We start from the raw sequence: 19,255 nt of genomic DNA on the forward strand, positions 1-19,255 counted from the left end.
CGGGCGACTGCGTCCGTCCTGATGTACTTACTATGTGGAGCCAGGCAGATGTTCAGATTTCTTGCGCGCTGTTTTCGCTCGGTCTTGCTCGGCCTCTTTGCTCTGACACTTCCGGCTTGGGCGGACGCATCCGATACGACACTTCAGAAAGACCCTCACATGACCAAAATCCAATTCACTTTCGGCTCCGAGGTTCTCACGGCCACGCTCGACGACACCGCTGCGGGGCGTGATTTCGCTGCGATGCTCCCGCTTGACCTGATGCTGTCGGATTACCACGGTATCGAGAAAGTTTCCGACCTCCCGCGCAAACTCGACACCAGCGGCGCGCCGGATGCCTACAAACCCGAGACCGGCGACATCACGCTGTACGCGCCGTGGGGCAATCTCGCGATCTTTTACAAACCGTTCCAGAAATCCCGCGGATTGGTCCGGTTGGGTGCTTTCGACGGATCGCTTTCTGCGCTTGTCGCCGCCGGTGATACGTCTGTGCGGATCGAGCTCGCCGAGTGAGCGGCGTTCTCTGAGTTCACTCGCCTTCTTTCAATTCCGCATATTCCCCACGGACCAGTAGGGTGACGGTCACAGGCTCTTTGTCGCGGTTGCGCCAGAACCAGCCGTGTTGACCGTCGAAAAGCGCGATCAGTCCGCCCTCCGATCCAGCGGAGCCGCGCGCCTTTTCATAGGTAACGGACTGGTCCGCGCCATGCCCGTGCATGTCGAAATTGACGCGCCCACCCTCGACGGTCATGCGGTAGAGCGCGGTTTGGCCCTCAGTCATCACAAGTTTCCACTCCGCTGACTCCCCCGGTTCGAGTGTCAGACGAAGCTCATCACGCCAGTCCTCCGCGTCGAACTCCTCTGCAAAGGCTGGCGTGATAAAGAGACCGAAGAAGTGGTCGAGAAGGCTCGACTGGTCTCCATTTTCCGAGAGTTCTTTGGACATTTGCCTATCCATCTCAGCCTCTTCCGCGAGCTGGCTCTTGATCTCTCCCATTTCTGTCAGGCCCAGAACACGGCCCGCGCCGGTCGGGTCGATCCCGTATTCGGCAGGCAGGACGACCGTAAACAAGATGACGATCGCTGCACCAAGCGCGATCAACGTCGACTTCAAAAGCTGAGCGCTGCTCGGCAGGTCCTCGGTGGTGGGTTTGTCTGCGTTATACATGGGACGCGTCCTTTCACGTTGAGCTGGCCACGAGGAAACCGGTGATCTGGTATCCCATGAGAATGAAGCCCATGGACATCATGAAGACGTTGGCGGTGTAGGCATGGCGCCAGAAGCTGTCTTGGCGCCGCCACCACCCCATCGCGATCAGGATGACGGACAGCGCCATGATCTGCCCGAGTTCGACACCGACGTTGAACGCGAGAAGATTGGGCAAGAGCCCCTCGGCGGCGATGTCGTAGTCGAGGATTTTGGTGGCGAGCCCCAAACCGTGGACGAAGCCGAAGATCAGCGTGGCGAGTTTGGTGTCCGGCTGAATTCCGAACCACCGCTGATAGGCCCCGAGGTTGTCGAGGGCTTTATAGACCACTGAAAGGCCGATGATGGCGTCGATCAGATAGGCATTCACGTCCCAGCCGAAATAGACACCGGCGAGCATGGTGGTCGAATGGCCGAGAGCGAAGAGGCTCACATAAATCGCGACGTGCTGCATCCGGTAGAGGAAGAAGACGACACCCAAGAGAAACAGGATGTGATCGTAACCTGTAACCATGTGCTTCGCGCCGAGATAGGCGAAGGGTATGAGATTGGCGCCCCAGATCTCCTGAATATAGCCCGCGTCGCCCTCAGTTACGTTGTGTGCAGAGGCTTGCGTCGCAAATGAGGCGAGGACGAGCAGCAGGACAACAGCCAAAAGGGCGCCGAAGCCACGGGCGTACCGCATTCCGTTCCTGACCGCCTGTTCGGCTTTCACGTGCGCTCTCCCAAAATTGCGACGTCTCCGCGAAGGGACACACCTCTTTGGTAGGGGAGCCGAGCCTATCGTATCAAGTTGTCCGTAGGTCGCAAATTTGAGTGTGGTGCGGAGAGGCTCACTTCACCACATCGGCGAATTCGAGAAGGTCGACGGGGGGCCAGACACCGATCTCGCCCGCAAAGCTCAAATTCACGGTGAGGGCAAATTCTTCCATCTTCGCAACGGGGAGGGAACCGGGGTCTTGGCCGTCAATAAGGATTGCGGCCACTTGTTGCCCAGCCAACTGCCCGACGTCGTAGTAACGTGCCGCCACAGAGATAAGTGCATTGCCGTCGCGCACCATTTCTTCGTAGGAGCTGATCACCGGGAGTTCGGCCGATTTCGCGGCGGATCCGAGGATTGCTGCATTCGAGCGCAGGAAGGACGAACTGCCGACATAGAGCGCATCAGCACCGTTATGTTTCAGCCGCCGCACAAGTTCACCGATGTCTTCGACCTTTGGTAACCCCGCCTCTGTGAGTTCAAAGCCGATATCAACGAAATCGATGCCCATCTCGGGAAGAAGAGCGGCCAATTCGTCACGCTTCACAACAGAATTCGTCTCATTCGGGTTGTAGAGCAGGCCGAGTGTTCCGAAATCGGGAACAATCCGACGCAGGGTGTTGACGGTGACTGTTTCCGGCACGCGATTGTAGGTGCCCGTCAAATTCGGCCGCCCCGTGGCTTCAAGGCTCTCGACGATGCCAGAGCCGACAGGGTCTGCAACGATCATGAAGACTTGGGGAATGTCGGTATTTTTTGCCGCATCGTTGCGTTGCGCCAGTGTCCCTGCGGTGGCGAGAGTGACTGACGTGCCCCACGAAATGATGGCATCGACACTTGAGGCGCGCGCCTCGGGAACGATCCCTTCGAGCTGCTCCTTGTCTCTCGCCGCATCACGCACGGTGACTTGGATGTTAGGGTCAACCTCATTGAGATAGTCGAGTACCCCCTGACAAGCCTCCTCACAGCCTCGCCATGTGGCGAAGAGCACATGCTTTTCCTCTGCGGCGGCTTGCGTCGCAAATAACGCGAGGGCCATTGCTGCTAGCGTCTTACGTCTCGTCATGGTGCTCGAACCTCTCCCTTTCGATCCCAATTCTGGGTCATGATGAGGAAACCCGCAGCACCACACAAGGAGAGCAGGCCAAGAATTGAAAAGATCACCGCCGGATCGCTGTCGGTTTCAAAAAAGAAAACAGTGACAAAGGCGACGATGGCACCAACGCGCTCCGAGAGGCGATATCGGGCGATCCAGATCGGGTTTCTACCGGAGCGGGACACGACCAGCGCATAGAGCGGCGCTCTCAGGACGGCATGTCCAATCCCGAGGAGTGCGACCACGAATACGGGAGGCGTTCCATAAAATCCTGCGCTAAAAAGCGCTGTCGCAGCCATGAGCGCACCAATGCCGGCCACGAAGCTGTCTTTGAGTCCGAGTGAGACGGAGACATTGCTTGCGATTGGCGACACCAGAATGGCTGCGAGGTAGTAGAGCATGACAATGCGGGCGATCATCGTGGTCTCAAAGCCTGCTTGGGACAGGTTCAAAGGTATCAAATACCAGACCACGATGGCGGTGCTCGCACTCATCGGGACGGCGAGGAAGGCCACAATGGTGGCGAACGGGATAACGCGGCGTGCCTCGGTTTGCGCGGCTGTGGTCGTCTTTGCGACTTGGCCTGCAGGTCCCGAAAGGCCCCAGTAGGCAGCCATCGATGCGATCATCGTTGTTACTACGCCGAGGAGAATAGCCGCCGGATATCCCACTTCAAATGCTGTAATCCCGCCGATAACCGATCCCGATAGCACGCCGCCATAAAGTGCCGTGTTGAGTGAGGCCTGTGTCTGGGCGGCAGCCTCCGTTCCGCCCGCGCGCAGCATGAAGGCGGAGCAGGCGACAGCCGCAAGCGTATAGCCCGCACCGACACACATGCGCCCGAAAGCGATCAGGGCAAGATTTTGGGTGCTCGCCATTGCGATCAGGCCGATCAGGATTGGGAGAGTTGCCCAGAAGAATGCTTTCTGTGGGCCGATGCGCTGGTTCGCGCGTGCCGCGACAGGCGCAAAAACGGCGGCTGCAAACAGATAGAGCACCAGTGGCAGAGCAGCAGCAATCGGGGCGGGGAGTGCCTCCATCCTGTCGGCATTACGCGCCATGATCGGGAGGAAGGAGGCCGTCGTCTCGGTCCCTAGCGCGAGCAGGAACATCGGCAAGCGACCGGTCAACGGGAGAGAGACGTCCAGCCGTTTCGGGCGCTCACCGTTGGCAAGATGCAGCGCGCGGTCGTTCAGTCGCGTGACAAGTCTCCGGAGCGGGGCGTCCGGGGGCACAGAAATCGTTCTCGTGAAATCTCCGCGACTTTGGGCCTCGAGGAGGCGCATGACGGCGGCACGCGGCTGCCAGATCGTTCGCGCGGCAAGCGCGAGCATGATCTCGACACCCAAAAAGATGATCGCAAGCGCAACAACACCGATTTCGATCAAGACACCGAACAGGCGCGTCTCGATTTGGCGTGGATCGCCAACAAGCTGGATTTCGGCTGTGATCTTGCTTCCGGAAATAACAGAGTAGGTGCTCGTCCATGCAACGTCACCTTCAGCAGTTCGCTCTGCGTCGGCGATGTTCCCGTTCTGGATTTGAACCAGCACCTCACGGCTGTTTGCAACAATGCGGACTTCGCGGACCTCCGGAAATGCCTTGACCGTCGATGCGATCCGCTGATCGAGCCCCGCAACCGCGTCGATCGGAATGCCGAGATCGAGGGTTCGCTGGATGTCATCGCGGAGCATCGTGCCAAGAAGATCCATCCTCTGACGCAGCTCCGGTGCAATCGCATTGTTGTAGGCGCGATAGGTCGCAGCGGAGAACGTCGCAATTGTCATTGCGATGATCAATGCGAGCGCGAGGGTGACGCGCAGGCGCAAATCCTTTTTGGAAATGACGGCGCGGCGCATCACAGGCGCGCCTCCCGCAAACGGTGGTATTCTGCTTCCGCTGCGCTCATGAGCGCCTCAACGTCTCCTGTTGGGCGGTCCTCGTGGGTGGTCTCATCGCGCCACATCTGCTGCATAGAGGCTGCGTCGGCAGAGAGAAACACGTCGTCGATCCGCTTTTCACGGTCAAAGACAAACCGCACAGCGAGCATTGAGAAAATGCTACTGAGCACACAGAACCCGAGCGCGGCCGTGGCGAGCCGTCCGGCCATCGCCCAAACGGCCGTGCGCGCCGTTTCGCCGGAATACTCCATCAACAGGGCCCCGACGATATCGCCGGAGGGTCGCGTAAAAGTTCTGAGGTAGCGAAAGGTGCCGCTCTCCTGAAAACTGGTCCCGGAGGCAGCGTCCTCAAAATAGCGTTGTATCTCCGGCGTTTCGAGGCTGATCGTGCTCCGTGCGGTGCTCTTCACAATCGCACCGTTTCTATCGAGAACATGGAGCGCCATGATTGCCTCATCCGATTGGCGTGCACGTTCGAGGATAGAGTCGAGATTGCGCACCGAGGCGAGATCCAGGCCGATCATCGCGGCGGAGGCCAGGGGCTCTGAGGCGCGATCCGCGACCGCCGTCAGGCGTTCTTTTTCCAGTCCTGTCCGGACCTGATCGAACTGCAAAACCGCGAGAACAACGAAAACGACGAGCACTGCGATATTGATCGCGACCGCTGAGAGGATCGGTCCCCGGTATGAAAATGAATTTGTTTGCATTTAGAGAATTGTTACGGGGCGGTTCGGATCGCTGTCAACTGAGGCGCGATAATCGCGCAAATCTGCTCTCTGTTTTTCGCGATGTGCCCCCGAAACCATCACAGACTAGCCAGCTGGGTGGAATCAATCGGTCGGCCAAGGTGTCTAAGCGAGCGGGGCGGAGACCGTCGTGGCGACGTTGGTTTGAGGTGGTTTTGGGGAGAATTTCGCATGAATGCAGCGGTTTGAGTGCCGGTCGGAGGCTGATCCAAAGTAAATGTTTGCGCTAATTTTCTGAGGCAAATCCGTGCTTTAGTCGGCATTTTATGTTTTGCGGAATAATTGTTAATTGACAGAACAATTATGCTTCTGCATCTTTCTTTCAAACGGGAGGAAAATTCATGGAAATCGAAGGGCGTGTCGCCGTTGTGACCGGCGCCGGCAGTGGGCTTGGGTTCGCGACTGCTAAAAGGCTAGCAGAGCAGGGCGCACGTGTCGCCATTCTTGATCTGTCCAATGACGCAGCGGAAAATGCGGCTGCCGAGATTGGTGGAACTGGCTATGCAGTGGACGTAAGCGATCCGGCGGCTGTTGAAGCGACCTTCGCGAAAATCGAGAGCGATCTGGGCACACCGCGCATCGTTGTATCCTGTGCGGGCATCGGAACGGCTGCGCGCATCCTGCCGCGCGACGGCTCCCTAACGATCGACACCTTTGCAAAGGCCCTGAACGTCAACTTGCTGGGCACTTACGCGGTGATGAACATCGCAGCCCGCGCCATGGCGGCGGCGGATGCGATTGACGACGATGGCGCCCGCGGCGTGATCATCAACACCTCTTCTGTCGCTTTCGAAGACGGTCAGGTCGGCCAAGCTGCCTACTCTGCATCCAAGGGCGGCGTTGCCTCCATGACCTTGCCTGCCGCGCGCGAACTGTCGCGCTTTGGCATCCGTGTGATGGCAATTGCGCCGGGCCTATTCGAGACGGCCATGAGTGCCGGACTTCCGGACGACATCAAGGCCGATATCCTCAAGAACGTTCCCTATCCGTCGCGCATGGGCGATCCGGATGAATATGCGCGCCTCGCGCAGGCGATTGTCGAGAACCCGATGCTGAACGGGACGACCATCCGCCTCGACGCCGCTGCGCGTATGCCAATCAAATAAGACAAACAAAAAGACGAAAAGAAGAGCCGCTATGACAACTGATGCCGATATCTTGAAGGTTGAAATCGAAGGGGCGATCGCGACCCTGACGATGAACCGTCCGCACAAACGCAATGCAATGTGCGACGAACTGTTGGACGCGCTCGACGGGTTTTTCTCTGCGCCGCCGGAAGGTGTGCGCGTGGTGATCCTCACTGGCACCGCAGGGCATTACTGTTCCGGGCTCGACCTGTCCGAGCACGTCGCCCGCGACGCGGAGGGCACCATGCGCCACTCCCGCAACTGGCACGGCGTGATGGACAAAATCCAATTCGGCGGCCTGCCGGTCATCTCCGCGATGTTCGGTGCTGTCATCGGGGGCGGTCTGGAACTCGCCGCGTCCACGCATGTCCGTATCTCTGAGCCCTCCACGATTTTCCAGCTGCCCGAGGGGATGCGCGGGATTTTCGTCGGTGGTGGCGCGTCCGTCCGTATTGGCCGCATCCTCGGTGCAGATCGCATGTGTGAGATGATGCTCACCGGTCGCAAATACAACTCTGACGAGGGCCTCGCACTTGGCCTGACGCATTACGCCGTGGACGAAGGGGAGGCGCTCGCGCTCGCGCAGAAGCTCGCAGCGAAGATCGCAAAGAACGCGACCCTGTCCAACTACATGATGATCCAGGCCATCAGCCGGATCGAAGACATGGCGAAATCTGACGGTCTGTTCATGGAAAGCATGTGTGCTGCCGTGTCCCAGACCAGCAAGGACGCCGAAGAAGGCCTCAAGGCCTTCCTCGAGAAACGTGTACCTGTGTTCCGTTAAAACACAGGTCCGAGGAGATCGACACGGGCGGCACGGGAGGTCGCCCGCGTTGGACACATCGTAGTCCGGCAATGACCGGACACTGTCATGACATGGGAGGAATTTACATGACACAGATGACCCGCCGTATGGCGATGGCGACGATGGGCGCCGCACTTGCTACCCCTGCATTCCTGAAAAAAGCACACGCTGCCGAAGTGACCCTCCGCGTTGGTCACTTCCTGCCGGGTGTCGCGCCGATGCAGACCCGTTTCTTTGACGTCTGGGCCAAAGAGATCGCAGACGCCACTGACGGTGCGATCGAAATGCAGATGTTCCCGTCCATGCAACTCGGTGGCAAGCCGCCTCAGCTCGCCGATCAGGCACGTCAGGGTATCGCAGACATCACATGGACACTGCCGGTCTACACGCCGGACCGTTTCCCGGTAGCTGAAACGATGGCAATGCCGTTTATGGTGACCAACGCGGAGAAAACCTCTGTCGCGATGCACACCCTGATGGATGAATTCGGTCAGAACGAATACAAGGGCCTGAAACCGCTCGCGTTCCACACTCACGACGGTGGCAAGTTCCACACCCGTGGTCAGCGCGTGTCCACGGCTGAAGACCTCAAGGGCCTCAAACTGCGCGCGCCGAACCAGGCGACGGGCAAGATGCTCGAACTAATGGGCGCAGAGACCGTGTTCTTCCCGGTGACCGAGATGGTTGTTGGTCTGTCCAACGGCGTGATCGACGGCTGCTGTCTTCCGTATGAGGTTGTTCCAGCCTTCAAGCTTCAGGAACTGACCTCGATCTCCAACGAGCCGGAAGCCGGTTCTCGCGGTCTGTACGCCAACACATTTGCTCTCGTCATGAACGAGCGCAAATACGAAGGTCTCTCCGACGATCTGCGCAAAGTCATCGACGATCACTCCGGCATCGACCTGTCCCGTCGCCTCGGCGCGCAGTTCGACGAGTTTGAGGCCTTCGGTCGCGGTGTTGTCGAAAAGCAGGGCAACGAGATCCACACCATTCCGGGCGCAGAAATCGCTAAATGGCGTGAGATGGCTACTCCGGTCTACGAAGAGTGGATCGGCAAGCTCAACGACGCTGGCCTCGACGGTGCTGCGATCGTTGGCCGCGCGAACGAACTTCTGGACGCGGGCTAATCGAGATGGCCGAACGGCTTAATATCGAGACGGATCAGGGGGAGCATACCCCCCTGTTCCGGACCCTCCGGGTCATCTGCCTCGCCGCTGCGGGCCTCGGCGGCGCCGTCATCTTTGCGGCGTCTCTGGCTGTTACTTTGTCTGTCGTGATGCGCAACATCGGCATCGGCGGCATTCGCGGTGACTTTGAATTGGTGGAACTGGCCTGTGCGGCCTGTGCCTCACTGTTTCTACCTCTGTGCCAGTTCAACAAAGGCCACGTTATGGTCGATCTTTTTACTCTTTGGCTCAAACCCGTCACCCAACGTCGGTTCGATGGTGTTTGGACACTCATTTTCGCGGTGTGCTGGGCGTTTCTGACATGGCGCCTCGTGATGGGGCTTCTCGAAATGCATGACTACGGAGACAAGACAATGCTGCTGCGCGCGCCCGTCTGGTGGGCTTATGTGCCGGCTGTCTTTGGCACCGGACTGTCAGCCATCGTTGCGCTCATTCAGAGCCTTCCGATGATGAGCAATGCCTTCCGCGCTCTGGAGGTCCGCTGATGGAACCGCTCACGATTGCAATCATTATGGTCGTGGTGCTGTTGCTCCTGATCTTCGCGCGGATGCCGATTGCCCTTGGTATGGGCTTGGTCGGTGCCGCGGGCTACATCGCGCTCGCCTCTCCCTATGCGCTCATGGCCTATTTCAATACGGCGTGGGTCGACAAATTCATGTCCTATGAACTGGCCATCGTGCCGCTGTTCATCCTGATGGGGCATCTTGCGACGCGCTCCGGCATCTCCGCCGCCATCTTCGCCGCGTCAAATGCGTGGATCGGTCACTTGCGTGGCGGTCTAGCAATGGCCTCTGTCGCGGGTTGTGCGATGTTCGGCTCCATCTCCGGTTCGTCGCTTGCGACTGCCTCCACGATGGCGCGTGTGGCATTGCCCGAAATGCGCAAGCACGGGTATTCCGGTGCTCTGGCGTCAGGGTCTCTCGCGGCTGGTGGCACGCTCGGCATCCTGATCCCGCCGTCCGTGGTGCTGATCATCTACGCGCTGCTCACAGAGCAGAACATCGTGAAGCTGTTCCTCGCGGCGACAATTCCTGGCATTCTGGCTGTGATCGGCTTCTGTATCGCCATCGCTGTCTATGTGCGCCTTTACCCGAATGAGGGTCCGACCCACGAACCGGCGAGCTTTGGTCAGCGTTTGAAAGCGCTCAAGGATATCTGGCACGTTGTTTTGATCTTCGTGATCGTTCTCGGTGGTATCTACGGTGGTTTCTTCACACCCGCCGAAGGCGCCTCTGTCGGCGTGATCCTGATGTTGGTTGCGGGTCTTTTGACCAAAGGTCTCAATGGTCGCGCGATCCTCGATTGCCTGATTGATACCGCCGGGTCGACTGCAATGATCTTTGCCATCGTGTTCGGTGCGGACATCTTCAACGTCGCGCTGGCCCTGAGCCGTATGCCGACCGAGGTCGCAGACTATTTCTCGGCTGCGCACGTCTCGCCGATGCTGGTGCTGATGGGGATCATTGTCTTCTATCTGGTGATGGGCTGCCTCATGGACAGTCTCTCCATGATCCTGCTCACGGTTCCGGTCTTCTTTCCGACGATCATGGCGCTCGATTTCGGCCTAATGCCGGAACAGCAAGCGATGTGGTTCGGGATCATCTCTCTCGTCGTCGTGGAGATGGGACTGATCACGCCACCGGTGGGGATGAATCTCTTCGTCATCTCGTCTATGGCGAAGGACATCCCGACCAGCCAGATCTTCCGGGGCACGACACCATTCATCATCGCGGAGTTCTTCCGGATCGCCATTCTCGTGAGCTTTCCGGTCCTGAGCTTCTGGTTGGTTGATCTGGTCGCGAACTGAGGAAAGAGGACCAGATATGAAAAAATCATGCGAACCCAAGGTGACAACCGACTGCAACCTGCGTCAGTTCGTTGGCTACAATATGAAGCGCGCTTTCCTGACAGTGCGTGAAGACCTCGCCAGCGTTCTTGAGCCGATCGGGCTTCGCATGACCTCGTTCTCCGCTTTGGCGGTGATCGTTGAAAATCCTGACATCTCCCAGAGCCGCCTCGCCGAGGCGTTGCATATCGAACGCTCCGGCGTGGTGGTGCTGGTGGATGAACTGGAACGCGCAGAATTTATCGAGCGCGGACGCGTTGAGGGGGACCGGCGGCAGTATGCCCTGCGTGCCACCCCGATCGGCGAGGCCAAATGGGCCGAGGCGGAAAAAGCCGTCCATGCTCACGAAGACGGTCTGTTCGCAGACCTGACTGATGAGGAACGCGCCAGCCTGAAGTCCCTTCTGGGCCGGGTTGGACGGAAATAATCCGAGAGGAACAACAGCGCAGATCGCTGTCTTGGGAGGAAGTAATGAAAGATCAAACGACGGGGCTCACAATCGCACCGCATTCTGTCCAGATGGAACGCAAGGGCGCGGGAGAGATCATCCTCACCTCGAAACTGCCGCTTGATCCGGTCGTGGATCATACAGGCGTCTGGCTCGAAAAATGGGCGGCAGAGCGTCCCGAGACCATCTATCTCGCCGAGCGCTCCGGCGCCGGTTGGCGGGAGTTGGGGTATGGCGAAGTGCTCGAGCGCGTAAAAGCGATTGCCGCCTCTCTCGCAGCCCGCGGTCTCAACGAAAGCACCCCGATCCTGATCATGTCCGGCAACTCCGTCGATCACGCGCTTCTGTCCTTTGGGGCGCAGTGGGCCGGTGTGCCGACCGTGCCGCTCGCGGAGCAATACTCCCTGATCGAGGAAGCCCACTTCCGCCTTCAATACGCGATCAAGAAGACCCAGCCGAAAATGGCATTCGTCGATGATGCTTCGCGCTATGCGAAGGCACTCGAACTCTCTGATCTTGATGGCATCGAGATCGTGGCCTCTCTCCCGGAGGGCGCGCCACGCCCCGTGACCCCTTTTGCCGAGCTTCTCAAAGGGGACGCGGGCGTGGATCTCGATGCGGTGCACGCAAATGTCGGACCGGATACGCTCGCCAAAATCCTGTTCACTTCTGGCTCTAGTTCCGACCCCAAAGGCGTTCTGACGACGCAGCGGATGATGTGTGCCAACCAGGCGCAGATGGTGTCCGTGCTGCCTTTCATGAAAGAGCGCACTCCGCGCATCGTTGACTGGCTCCCTTGGAACCACGTGTTCGGCGGCTCCCATAACGTCAACATGATGCTGATGCATGGCGGTTCGTTCTACATCGACAACGGCAAGCCGACGAAGGCGCTGTTCCAGCACACGGTCGAGAACATTATCGATAAGGCAGGGACGTCCGCGTTCAACGTGCCGGTCGGGTTCTCCATGCTCGTGCATGAGATGGAGCACAACATGAAGCTCCGCGAGGCCTATTTCAAAGACCTCGACATGCTGTTCTACGCGGGCGCGTCCCTGCCGCAGGACATCTGGACCCGTCTCGAAGAGATGTCTCGCGAAGTGAGTGGCAAGCTACCCCTGATGATTTCAAGCTGGGGTCTGACGGAAACCGCCCCTGCAAACGTCATGGTCCACGAACCGATTGGCCGCTCCGGCGTGATCGGGTGCCCGTTGCCGGGCGCAGAGGTCAAACTTCTGCCGGATGATGACATGCGCTGTGAAATCCGCGTGCGTGGTCCGAACGTCATGCCGGGCTATCTCAACGATCCGGAAAAGTCGGCGGAGGCCTTTGACGAAGACGGGTTTTTCATCACCGGCGATGCGGTCAAATTCCTCGACCCTGAAGACCCTGATCGCGGGTTGGTCTTTGATGGCCGCGTTTCCGAGGACTTCAAACTTCTGACCGGCACATGGGTGCAGGCCGGCAAGCTGCGCCTTGACGCGCTCGACGCGCTCCGTGGTCTGGTGCTTGATGTGGTGATCTGCGGTCATGATCGCGGCGAAATCGGCCTGTTCGTCTTCCCGCGTCCCGATCATGTGCACGGTGACAACTGTTCTGAGGGGGCTGTCATTGATGAGCATCTTCAGGCCGAAATCCATCACGTCCTGCGCAAGATGGCCCGCGCTGCCTCCGGCTCCGCAAAACGCATTGCCCGCGCCATCATTCTGGCCGAACCGCCCTCTGTAAAAGATGGCGAGATTACCGACAAAGGGTCTCTGAACACCCGCAAAATCATCACCCGACGTGCTGATCTTCTTGAACGTCTTTACGACAACGAAGATCCGGCCCTGATCCGAGTGTAAGGAATTGAAGCTATGGTAGATTTCACAAAAGTCCGCGCGATTGATTTTCACACGCATGCCGAGGAGGCCTGTGGCTGTCACGACGATGACGGCTATGATGATCTTCAGGCGTCCATGGCCAAATACTTCGGCGCGCCGTGGAGCCATCCGCCGACCATCGACCAGACGGCGGAGCATTACCGCAATATGAACATCGCGGCGGTGATTTTTCCCGTCGATGCGGAGCGCGAGACAGGCTATCGCCGCTACGATAACTACGAGGTCGCGGACGCCGCCGCCAAGCATGACGACATCCTGATCCCGTTTGCGTCCATCGACCCCGCCAAGGGCAAGATCGGTGCGCGGGAGGCTCGTGATCTTGTGGAAAACCACGGGGTGCAGGGCTTCAAATTCCACCCGACGATGCAGGGGTTCTACCCGAACGACCGCAACGCCTACGTGCTTTATGAGGCCATCGCCGAGAGCGGCAAACCGGCGCTGTTTCACACCGGTCAGACGGGCGTCGGCTCCGGCATGCCGGGCGGCAACGGGATGCGGCTCAAGTATTCGAACCCGATGTACATGGACGACATCGCGGTCGATTTTCCGGACATGCCGATCATCCTCGCGCACCCGTCGTTCCCGTGGCAGGAAGAGGCGCTGAGCGTGGCGACCCATAAGCCGAACGTCTACATCGATCTCTCCGGATGGTCGCCGAAATACTTCCCGCCCATTCTGGTCCGCTACGCCAATACGATGCTGAAGAAAAAGATGCTCTTCGGCTCTGACTGGCCGATGATCGCGCCGGAGAAATGGCTCGACGCGTTCGACAAAGCCGACTTCCGCGACGAGGTCCGCCCGCTGATCCTCAAGGAAAACGCCATGCGCCTGTTGGGGCTGAGCGAATGACCCCGTTCAAGGCTCCTGTCGAAGATATCCTGTTCTGTCTGCGAGAGGTTGCAGGCGCAGATCGTCTGCCCGATTGGGATGACGAACTGGCCGAAGGCATTCTCGAACATTTCGCCTCCTTTGCGGAGGGCGTCATTGCCCCGCTCGATGAAGGCGGCGATGCGCAGGGTTGCACTCTGACCGACGGGCGTGTGACCATGCCCGACGGGTTTAAGGACGCGTTCGAACAACTCGCAGAAGGGGGCTGGCAAGGTCTTACCGCGCCCGAAGATTTTGGTGGCATGGGGCAGAATGCAGTTTTGGCCGCGGGTGTTTCCGAGATTTTCTCCGGCGCGAACCATGCCATGCAGATGGTGTGTAACCTCGTCCCGGGTGCCGTTTCGACGCTTATGAAATTCGGGTCCGAGACCCAGAAACAGAATTGGATCCCGCGTCTGGCCGCAGGTGAATTGCTCTCCACCATGTGCCTGACGGAACCCGGCGCGGGATCTGATCTCTCTCGTATCCGCACCAAGGCCACCCGCGAGGGCGACGCTTGGCGGATCGAGGGAGAGAAAATTTTCATCTCCGGCGGGGATCAGGATCTTTCTGAGGGCACGCTTCACCTCGTCCTTGCACGAACGGGCGCGCCGGAAGACGGGATTAAGGGTCTGTCACTCTTCCTGTGTTCCTCGGACACAGAGGAAGGGCGCAATGCTGTTACGGTCACTCGGATCGAAGAGAAGCTTGGGCTTCATGCTTCTCCGACCTGTCAGCTTGCCTTCGATGGCGCTGAGGCAGAGTTGATCGGGCAAGAGGGCGCGGGTCTCATGGCCATGTTCACGATGATGAACCACGCACGTCTCGACGTGGCGCTGCAGGGCGTGGCCCACGCCGCCCGCGCGCATGACATCGCCTCGCAATACGCGGCAGAGCGCAAACAGGGACGGCAGGCGGATGGGTCCGAGGCGGTTTTGTCTGACCATCCCGACGTTCAGCGCATGTTGGACACGCAAAAATCTCTCGCTCTTGGCGCACGCGCGATGACCTATCTTACGATGGTCGAGCTGACGCTCGGCGAGAACCGCCCTCTCGTCGACTTCCTTACCCCGATCTGCAAGGTGTTCTGCACCGACGCAGGCATCGCCTCTGCTGATCTCGGGATTCAGGTGCTCGGCGGCTACGGCTATCTCACCGAATACCGTGTGAGCCAGACATGGCGCGATGCGCGGATCACCTCAATCTATGAGGGCGCGAACGGTATCCATGCGATTGCGACCGCGACCCGTGGTCTGCGTGCGGCAGAGGGGCCGGACGCGTTTGCGGCGCTTGTCGAGAGCCTCGCGAACGGAGATGCAGCGTGCCTCGCGCTTTTGGCTGATTGGCAGGACGCACGGCGGGGTATGGCGGAGGATGCGCTGGAAAAAGCGCATGACTTCATGGCGCTGACAGCGGAACTTCTGTTTCAGGCGGTGTGGTGCAAACTCGCGGCGACCGGCGATGAGGAGTTGGTGCGCCTTGCCAAGCGCGTCGCGCGTCGTCCGCTGCCGGTCAGATTGCCGCTGGCGGCCTAATCGGCCCCTTTTTCTCCCGAGACCCTGTCGCGATATCGCGTCGGGGTCTCTCCCATTCTGAGGCGGAAGCGGCGGGAAAAGTAGGGCGGGTCTGTATAACCCAGCCGAAAGCCGACCTCAGCCACCGACAACCGTGTGAAGGCCAAGAGGCGACAGGCCTCCGTCATCACAGCGGTTTCCAGATAGGTGGTAAGCGTCATACCCGTCTGCGCCCGCACAATCCTGTTTAAATGCCCTGCAGTCATGTGTAGCGCACCCGCGTAATCTGCGGCCCCCCAACCCTTCGCGAGATTTTCCGCAATCAAGTCATTCAATTGCTGGATCTGGTGGTTCGGATCGTGCTCGGATGACACGTCCTCAGCGAGCGTCATGAGAAGCGCGTGGGAGAGCGCGACGAGCTGTTGTGCGCGAAATGTGCCAGATTTGTCATGGAATAGTGCAATTTGGTTGAGAAGGTGCGCCGCCAATCCCGTGAGCGCTCCGTGATGCAGTGACGCCAACCACGCACTGAGTGTCGCCGTGCGTGGACCGAGCCTGTTGAGAACGGGCGCGGGAAGGGAGAGCACGAAACCTTCGGTGCCCTTCGAAAACTCAAATCCGTGAACGACCTGTGGCGGAATGTAGAGAAATTCCCCTGATTTCAGGTCTCTATCTTTCCCGTCTAACGTGACGCGTGCATCGCCCTGTTCGATATGAAAGAGCTGGGCCATGTGATGGTGGCGGTGCGGTGCGATTTTCCAGCCGTGCAGTCGCGCACGATCAAAGACGCGCTCGCAATGCACCACGTCGGGAAAGACGCTGGTTTCACCAAAGAGGTTGAAGACCGGAATTTGGTTAGTATCACTCATGCCGGAAAAATACCATTTAATGCCGAGCGGGTCCATTCTCGTGTTTCGGCGTAGGAGATAGTGTTTTCTCAAATTGGAGGAAATGCACATGACTACCCTGAAAACCGAAGTTGCCATCATTGGTGGCGGGCCGTCCGGCCTGCTTTTGTCCCAGCTTTTGAACAAAGCGGGCGTTGAAACCGTCATTCTGGAGCGTTCGTCGCGTGAGCACGTTCTGTCCCGCATCCGCGCCGGTATCCTTGAGTGGGGCACCGTTGAGCTGCTGCGTGAGGCCGGTGTGGGGGGGCGTATGGACAAAGAGGGCATTCCGCACGACGGCTGCTATCTGACCGACGAAGAGCTGATGGTTCACATCGACTTCAAAGACCTGACTGGCAAGCAGGTGATGGTCTACGGCCAGACTGAGGTGACGTCTGATCTTTATGGCGCTCAGGACACCATGGGCACGACCGTGATTCACGGCGTTGAGGATGTGTCGATCCACGATCTCGATCAGGCGACGTCCTATGTCGAATTCACCCACGACGGCACGCGCAAGCGTCTTGAGTGCCTCTATGTGGCTGGCTGCGACGGCTTCCACGGCGTGTCCCGCAAGACGATCCCCGAAGAAAAACGCAGCGAGTTCGAGCGCGTCTATCCTTTCGGCTGGCTCGGCATCCTGTCCGAAACGCCGCCTGTCCACGATGAGTTGATCTACTCGAACTCCCGCCACGGCTTCGCGCTCGCATCCATGCGCAACGAAAACCTCGTGCGCTATTACGTGCAGGTCCCGCTGTCCGATAAGGTCGAAGACTGGTCGGATCAGCGGTTCTGGGACGAATTCTCCCGCCGTATTCCGTCCGAGGCCGCAAACCGCCTCGTGACCGGCCCGTCGATCGAGAAATCCATCGCGCCGCTCCGTAGCTTCGTGTCGGAGCCGCTCCGTTGGGGCAACATGTTCCTCGTGGGCGACAGCGCGCACATCGTGCCGCCGACGGGTGCGAAGGGCCTCAACCTCGCGGCGTCTGATGTCTACTACCTCTACACCGCACTGATCGACGCGGTGAAAGGCGGAACGAAAACTGGCGTGGAAGAATATTCCGCCCGTGCGCTCGAACGGATTTGGAAAGCGATGCGCTTTAGCTGGCAGATGACCACCATGCTGCACCGTTTTGACGGTGAAGATGCCTTTGCAGAACAGATGCGCAAGGCGACGCTCAATCACCTCGCGACCTCCGAGACCGCGCGCCGCGATCTCGCCGAGAACTACATCGGATTGCCCTTCTAAGCGGAGGGCGCTTGCCCGATCCGGGTGATTTTCTGAGACATGTCGATGGCCACTGCGAGGGACCGCGCGGTGGCCATCAGCATTTGTGGCAGGACCATCCACTCGAGCGTCCAAGCCGTGCCGGATCGTTCCTGCTCATGGATCAGGGCGTGATGCATTGCGGAGACTTGCGTGGCGTTGAAACGGGCGAGGGTGACGAGCAATTCGGCGGACACGGGGTTCTGTTTGTGCGGCATGGCCGAGGAACCGCCGCCACCAGACATGGCAATGTCGCCGATGCCTTGCTGGCTCATGAGCACCACGTCCTGCCCGAATTTCCCGAGGGTGCCGGTGATCAGAGACAGGAAGGACGCATAGCCCGCGATCCCGTGGCGCATCGCGTGCCATGCTTTGTCCGTCGGGGCGAGGCCGAGAGTGTTGGCCACATCTGCGACCACCACATCGGCTTTGTCCTTGAGCGCTTTGCGGTCGCCGGATGCGCCGCCGATCTGGACTTTTTCGACGTCTGCACGTTTCTGGTCGAGGGTCTTGAGATGATCCAAGAGCGGGAGGCGCCAAGACAGAACGCGGTCGCGGACGGTGATTTCGGTGGCGGCCTGCATCCGCGTGCGGCCCATGAGGGGCGTGTCGCCGAATTCGGTTTCGAGCGTCGCGAGATGTTTTTCCAACTCGGTCAAGCGGGTCTCAATCAGGTTAGATGCCTCGCGAAGCGCAAGGACAAGTGCGGTGTCGACAACATCTTGCGACGTTGCGCCTTTGTGAAGCGCCTCTGCCGGGGCCAACGCTTTCAACTGTTTGACCAGACGCGGAATCGGCACGCCGTCCTCGCCCATGCCGGCCGCAATGTCGGCCAGATCGATCTGCGCGCTCTCGATGGCGCGGGCGGCGTCCTCGGCTTTGACGGCATCAAACAGACCGGCCTTGCCACAGGCCCGCGACCACGCGGCCTCAAAGGCGAGCATATGGGCCATCTGGCGATCCGGGGACAGGATGTCCGCCATCTCGGCATCATTGAACAAGCCGGAAAGCCACGGGTGGTCGAACACGCAGGTCGTCATAAAATTTGTCCTCGTTCAAAGGCAAAAGGGGCGGTCAGTGCCGCCCCTTATACGTTGTTTTTCTATCGCGTTACAGGTCGAGAAAGACCGTCTCGCCGTCACCGCTGAGGCGGATGTCGAAGCGGTATTTGCCGTCTTCGATCTTCTTCGCGATCAGGGTGTCGACGCGCGGGCGCTGTTCGATGCGGTTTAGCAGCGGGTCGTTCGCGTTGTCTTCATCATCGAAGTAGATGCGCGTGTTGAGACCGATGTTGATGCCACGCGCCACAACCCACAGGGAGATGTGCGGAGCGCTTTCGACGCCGCCGCGGCCTTTGTAGGAGCCGGGTTTCAGCGTGCGCAGCGTGAATTCACCGGTCTCCGCGTCAGCAGCAAAGCGGCAATGGCCGGTGAAGGCCGGGTCCGCGCCTTCTGCGCCCGGGAACACGCCGGAGGCATCGCACTGCCAGGACTCAATCAGTGCATCGCGCATCGCCCAGCCAGTGCCTTCAAATACGGAGCCAACGATTTCGATGATCTCGCCTTTGGCGCTCGCTTCATCGTGGAACGGCGTGGTGGCAATCTCTTCTTCATAGTAGCCGCCGTTGCCTGCGTAGGTCGGCATCAGGCCGATGTGGACGTAGGGACCCGCAGTTTGGGATGCGGATTCGATCAGAGTGTCGAGTTTCTGGACCATG

19 protein-coding genes are annotated in these 19,255 nt (G+C 59.3%); 11 read left to right on the plus strand and 8 right to left on the minus strand.

The features are described from left to right. Positions 1–48: 48 nt before the first annotated feature. Complete coding sequence (locus LA304_RS06640; protein ID WP_224502322.1) at positions 49–513, plus strand: cyclophilin-like fold protein; 465 nt, start codon at positions 49–51, stop codon at positions 511–513. 16 nt (positions 514–529) lie between these two features. Here LA304_RS06640 and LA304_RS06645 read toward each other — a convergent pair whose 3' ends face one another. The 5 genes from LA304_RS06645 to LA304_RS06665 form a co-directional block, all read right to left on the minus strand. After that, a complete protein-coding gene (locus LA304_RS06645; protein WP_224502323.1) occupies positions 530–1,168 on the minus strand; it encodes a transmembrane anchor protein in 639 nt (212 codons plus the stop codon). A gap of 13 nt (positions 1,169–1,181) precedes the next feature. Then, entirely contained in the window at positions 1,182–1,892 is a 711-nt protein-coding gene (locus LA304_RS06650; protein WP_224502324.1) for a HupE/UreJ family protein, read from the minus strand. A 148-nt stretch (positions 1,893–2,040) separates the two neighbouring features. Next, entirely contained in the window at positions 2,041–3,033 is a 993-nt protein-coding gene (locus LA304_RS06655; RefSeq protein ID WP_224502325.1) for an ABC transporter substrate-binding protein, read from the minus strand. Further along, positions 3,030–4,922 carry an MFS transporter gene (locus LA304_RS06660; RefSeq protein WP_224502326.1) on the minus strand — a complete coding sequence of 631 codons (1,893 nt, stop codon included), beginning with the start codon at positions 4,920–4,922 and terminating at the stop codon, positions 3,030–3,032. The genes LA304_RS06655 and LA304_RS06660 overlap by 4 nt, the downstream gene beginning before the upstream one ends. Next, positions 4,922–5,671 (minus strand): hypothetical protein, encoded by a 750-nt coding sequence (locus LA304_RS06665; RefSeq protein WP_224502327.1) that lies wholly within the window; start codon positions 5,669–5,671, stop codon positions 4,922–4,924. The genes LA304_RS06660 and LA304_RS06665 overlap by 1 nt, the downstream gene beginning before the upstream one ends. Positions 5,672–6,051: 380 nt before the next feature. Between LA304_RS06665 and LA304_RS06670 the strand changes: the two genes are divergently transcribed. From LA304_RS06670 to LA304_RS06710, 9 genes are all read left to right on the plus strand, one after another. Next, positions 6,052–6,816, plus strand: coding sequence for an SDR family NAD(P)-dependent oxidoreductase (locus LA304_RS06670; protein ID WP_224502328.1), 765 nt, complete (start codon positions 6,052–6,054; stop codon positions 6,814–6,816). Positions 6,817–6,847: 31 nt separating this feature from the next. After that, positions 6,848–7,621 carry a crotonase/enoyl-CoA hydratase family protein gene (locus LA304_RS06675; protein WP_224502329.1) on the plus strand — a complete coding sequence of 258 codons (774 nt, stop codon included), beginning with the start codon at positions 6,848–6,850 and terminating at the stop codon, positions 7,619–7,621. A gap of 107 nt (positions 7,622–7,728) precedes the next feature. After that, positions 7,729–8,769, plus strand: a complete 1,041-nt coding sequence (locus LA304_RS06680) for a TRAP transporter substrate-binding protein (protein ID WP_224502330.1) — start codon at positions 7,729–7,731, stop codon at positions 8,767–8,769. A 5-nt stretch (positions 8,770–8,774) separates the two neighbouring features. Further along, positions 8,775–9,314 (plus strand): TRAP transporter small permease, encoded by a 540-nt coding sequence (locus LA304_RS06685; RefSeq protein WP_224502331.1) that lies wholly within the window; start codon positions 8,775–8,777, stop codon positions 9,312–9,314. Next, a complete protein-coding gene (locus LA304_RS06690) occupies positions 9,314–10,636 on the plus strand; it encodes a TRAP transporter large permease (RefSeq protein ID WP_224502332.1) in 1,323 nt (440 codons plus the stop codon). Before LA304_RS06685 ends, LA304_RS06690 begins: the two co-directional genes overlap by 1 nt. 16 nt (positions 10,637–10,652) lie before the next feature. Then, a complete protein-coding gene (locus LA304_RS06695) occupies positions 10,653–11,102 on the plus strand; it encodes a MarR family winged helix-turn-helix transcriptional regulator (RefSeq protein WP_224502333.1) in 450 nt (149 codons plus the stop codon). A gap of 44 nt (positions 11,103–11,146) precedes the next feature. Further along, positions 11,147–12,964 (plus strand): feruloyl-CoA synthase, encoded by a 1,818-nt coding sequence (locus LA304_RS06700; RefSeq protein WP_224502334.1) that lies wholly within the window; start codon positions 11,147–11,149, stop codon positions 12,962–12,964. 12 nt (positions 12,965–12,976) lie between these two features. After that, a complete protein-coding gene (locus tag LA304_RS06705) occupies positions 12,977–13,852 on the plus strand; it encodes an amidohydrolase family protein (RefSeq protein ID WP_224502335.1) in 876 nt (291 codons plus the stop codon). Beyond that, a complete protein-coding gene (locus tag LA304_RS06710; protein ID WP_224502336.1) occupies positions 13,849–15,405 on the plus strand; it encodes an acyl-CoA dehydrogenase family protein in 1,557 nt (518 codons plus the stop codon). The genes LA304_RS06705 and LA304_RS06710 overlap by 4 nt, the downstream gene beginning before the upstream one ends. On the opposite strand, the gene LA304_RS06715 is transcribed toward LA304_RS06710, so the two are convergent. Continuing rightward, positions 15,402–16,253 (minus strand): helix-turn-helix domain-containing protein, encoded by an 852-nt coding sequence (locus LA304_RS06715; RefSeq protein ID WP_224502337.1) that lies wholly within the window; start codon positions 16,251–16,253, stop codon positions 15,402–15,404. The genes LA304_RS06710 and LA304_RS06715 overlap by 4 nt on opposite strands. An 88-nt stretch (positions 16,254–16,341) precedes the next feature. Between LA304_RS06715 and pobA the strand changes: the two genes are divergently transcribed. After that, positions 16,342–17,520 carry a 4-hydroxybenzoate 3-monooxygenase gene (pobA, locus tag LA304_RS06720; protein WP_224502338.1) on the plus strand — a complete coding sequence of 393 codons (1,179 nt, stop codon included), beginning with the start codon at positions 16,342–16,344 and terminating at the stop codon, positions 17,518–17,520. Here the strand turns inward: pobA and LA304_RS06725 are convergent. Both LA304_RS06725 and pcaG read right to left on the minus strand, forming a co-directional pair. Continuing rightward, positions 17,517–18,578 carry a 3-carboxy-cis,cis-muconate cycloisomerase gene (locus tag LA304_RS06725; RefSeq protein ID WP_224502339.1) on the minus strand — a complete coding sequence of 354 codons (1,062 nt, stop codon included), beginning with the start codon at positions 18,576–18,578 and terminating at the stop codon, positions 17,517–17,519. The two genes, pobA and LA304_RS06725, sit on opposite strands and share 4 nt — an antisense overlap. 70 nt (positions 18,579–18,648) lie before the next feature. Then, positions 18,649–19,254, minus strand: a complete 606-nt coding sequence (pcaG, locus tag LA304_RS06730; RefSeq protein WP_224502340.1) for a protocatechuate 3,4-dioxygenase subunit alpha — start codon at positions 19,252–19,254, stop codon at positions 18,649–18,651. Between the last annotated feature and the right edge of the window lies 1 nt (position 19,255).

Source organism: Celeribacter litoreus, assembly GCF_020165855.1.
Lineage (GTDB): Bacteria > Pseudomonadota > Alphaproteobacteria > Rhodobacterales > Rhodobacteraceae > Celeribacter > Celeribacter litoreus.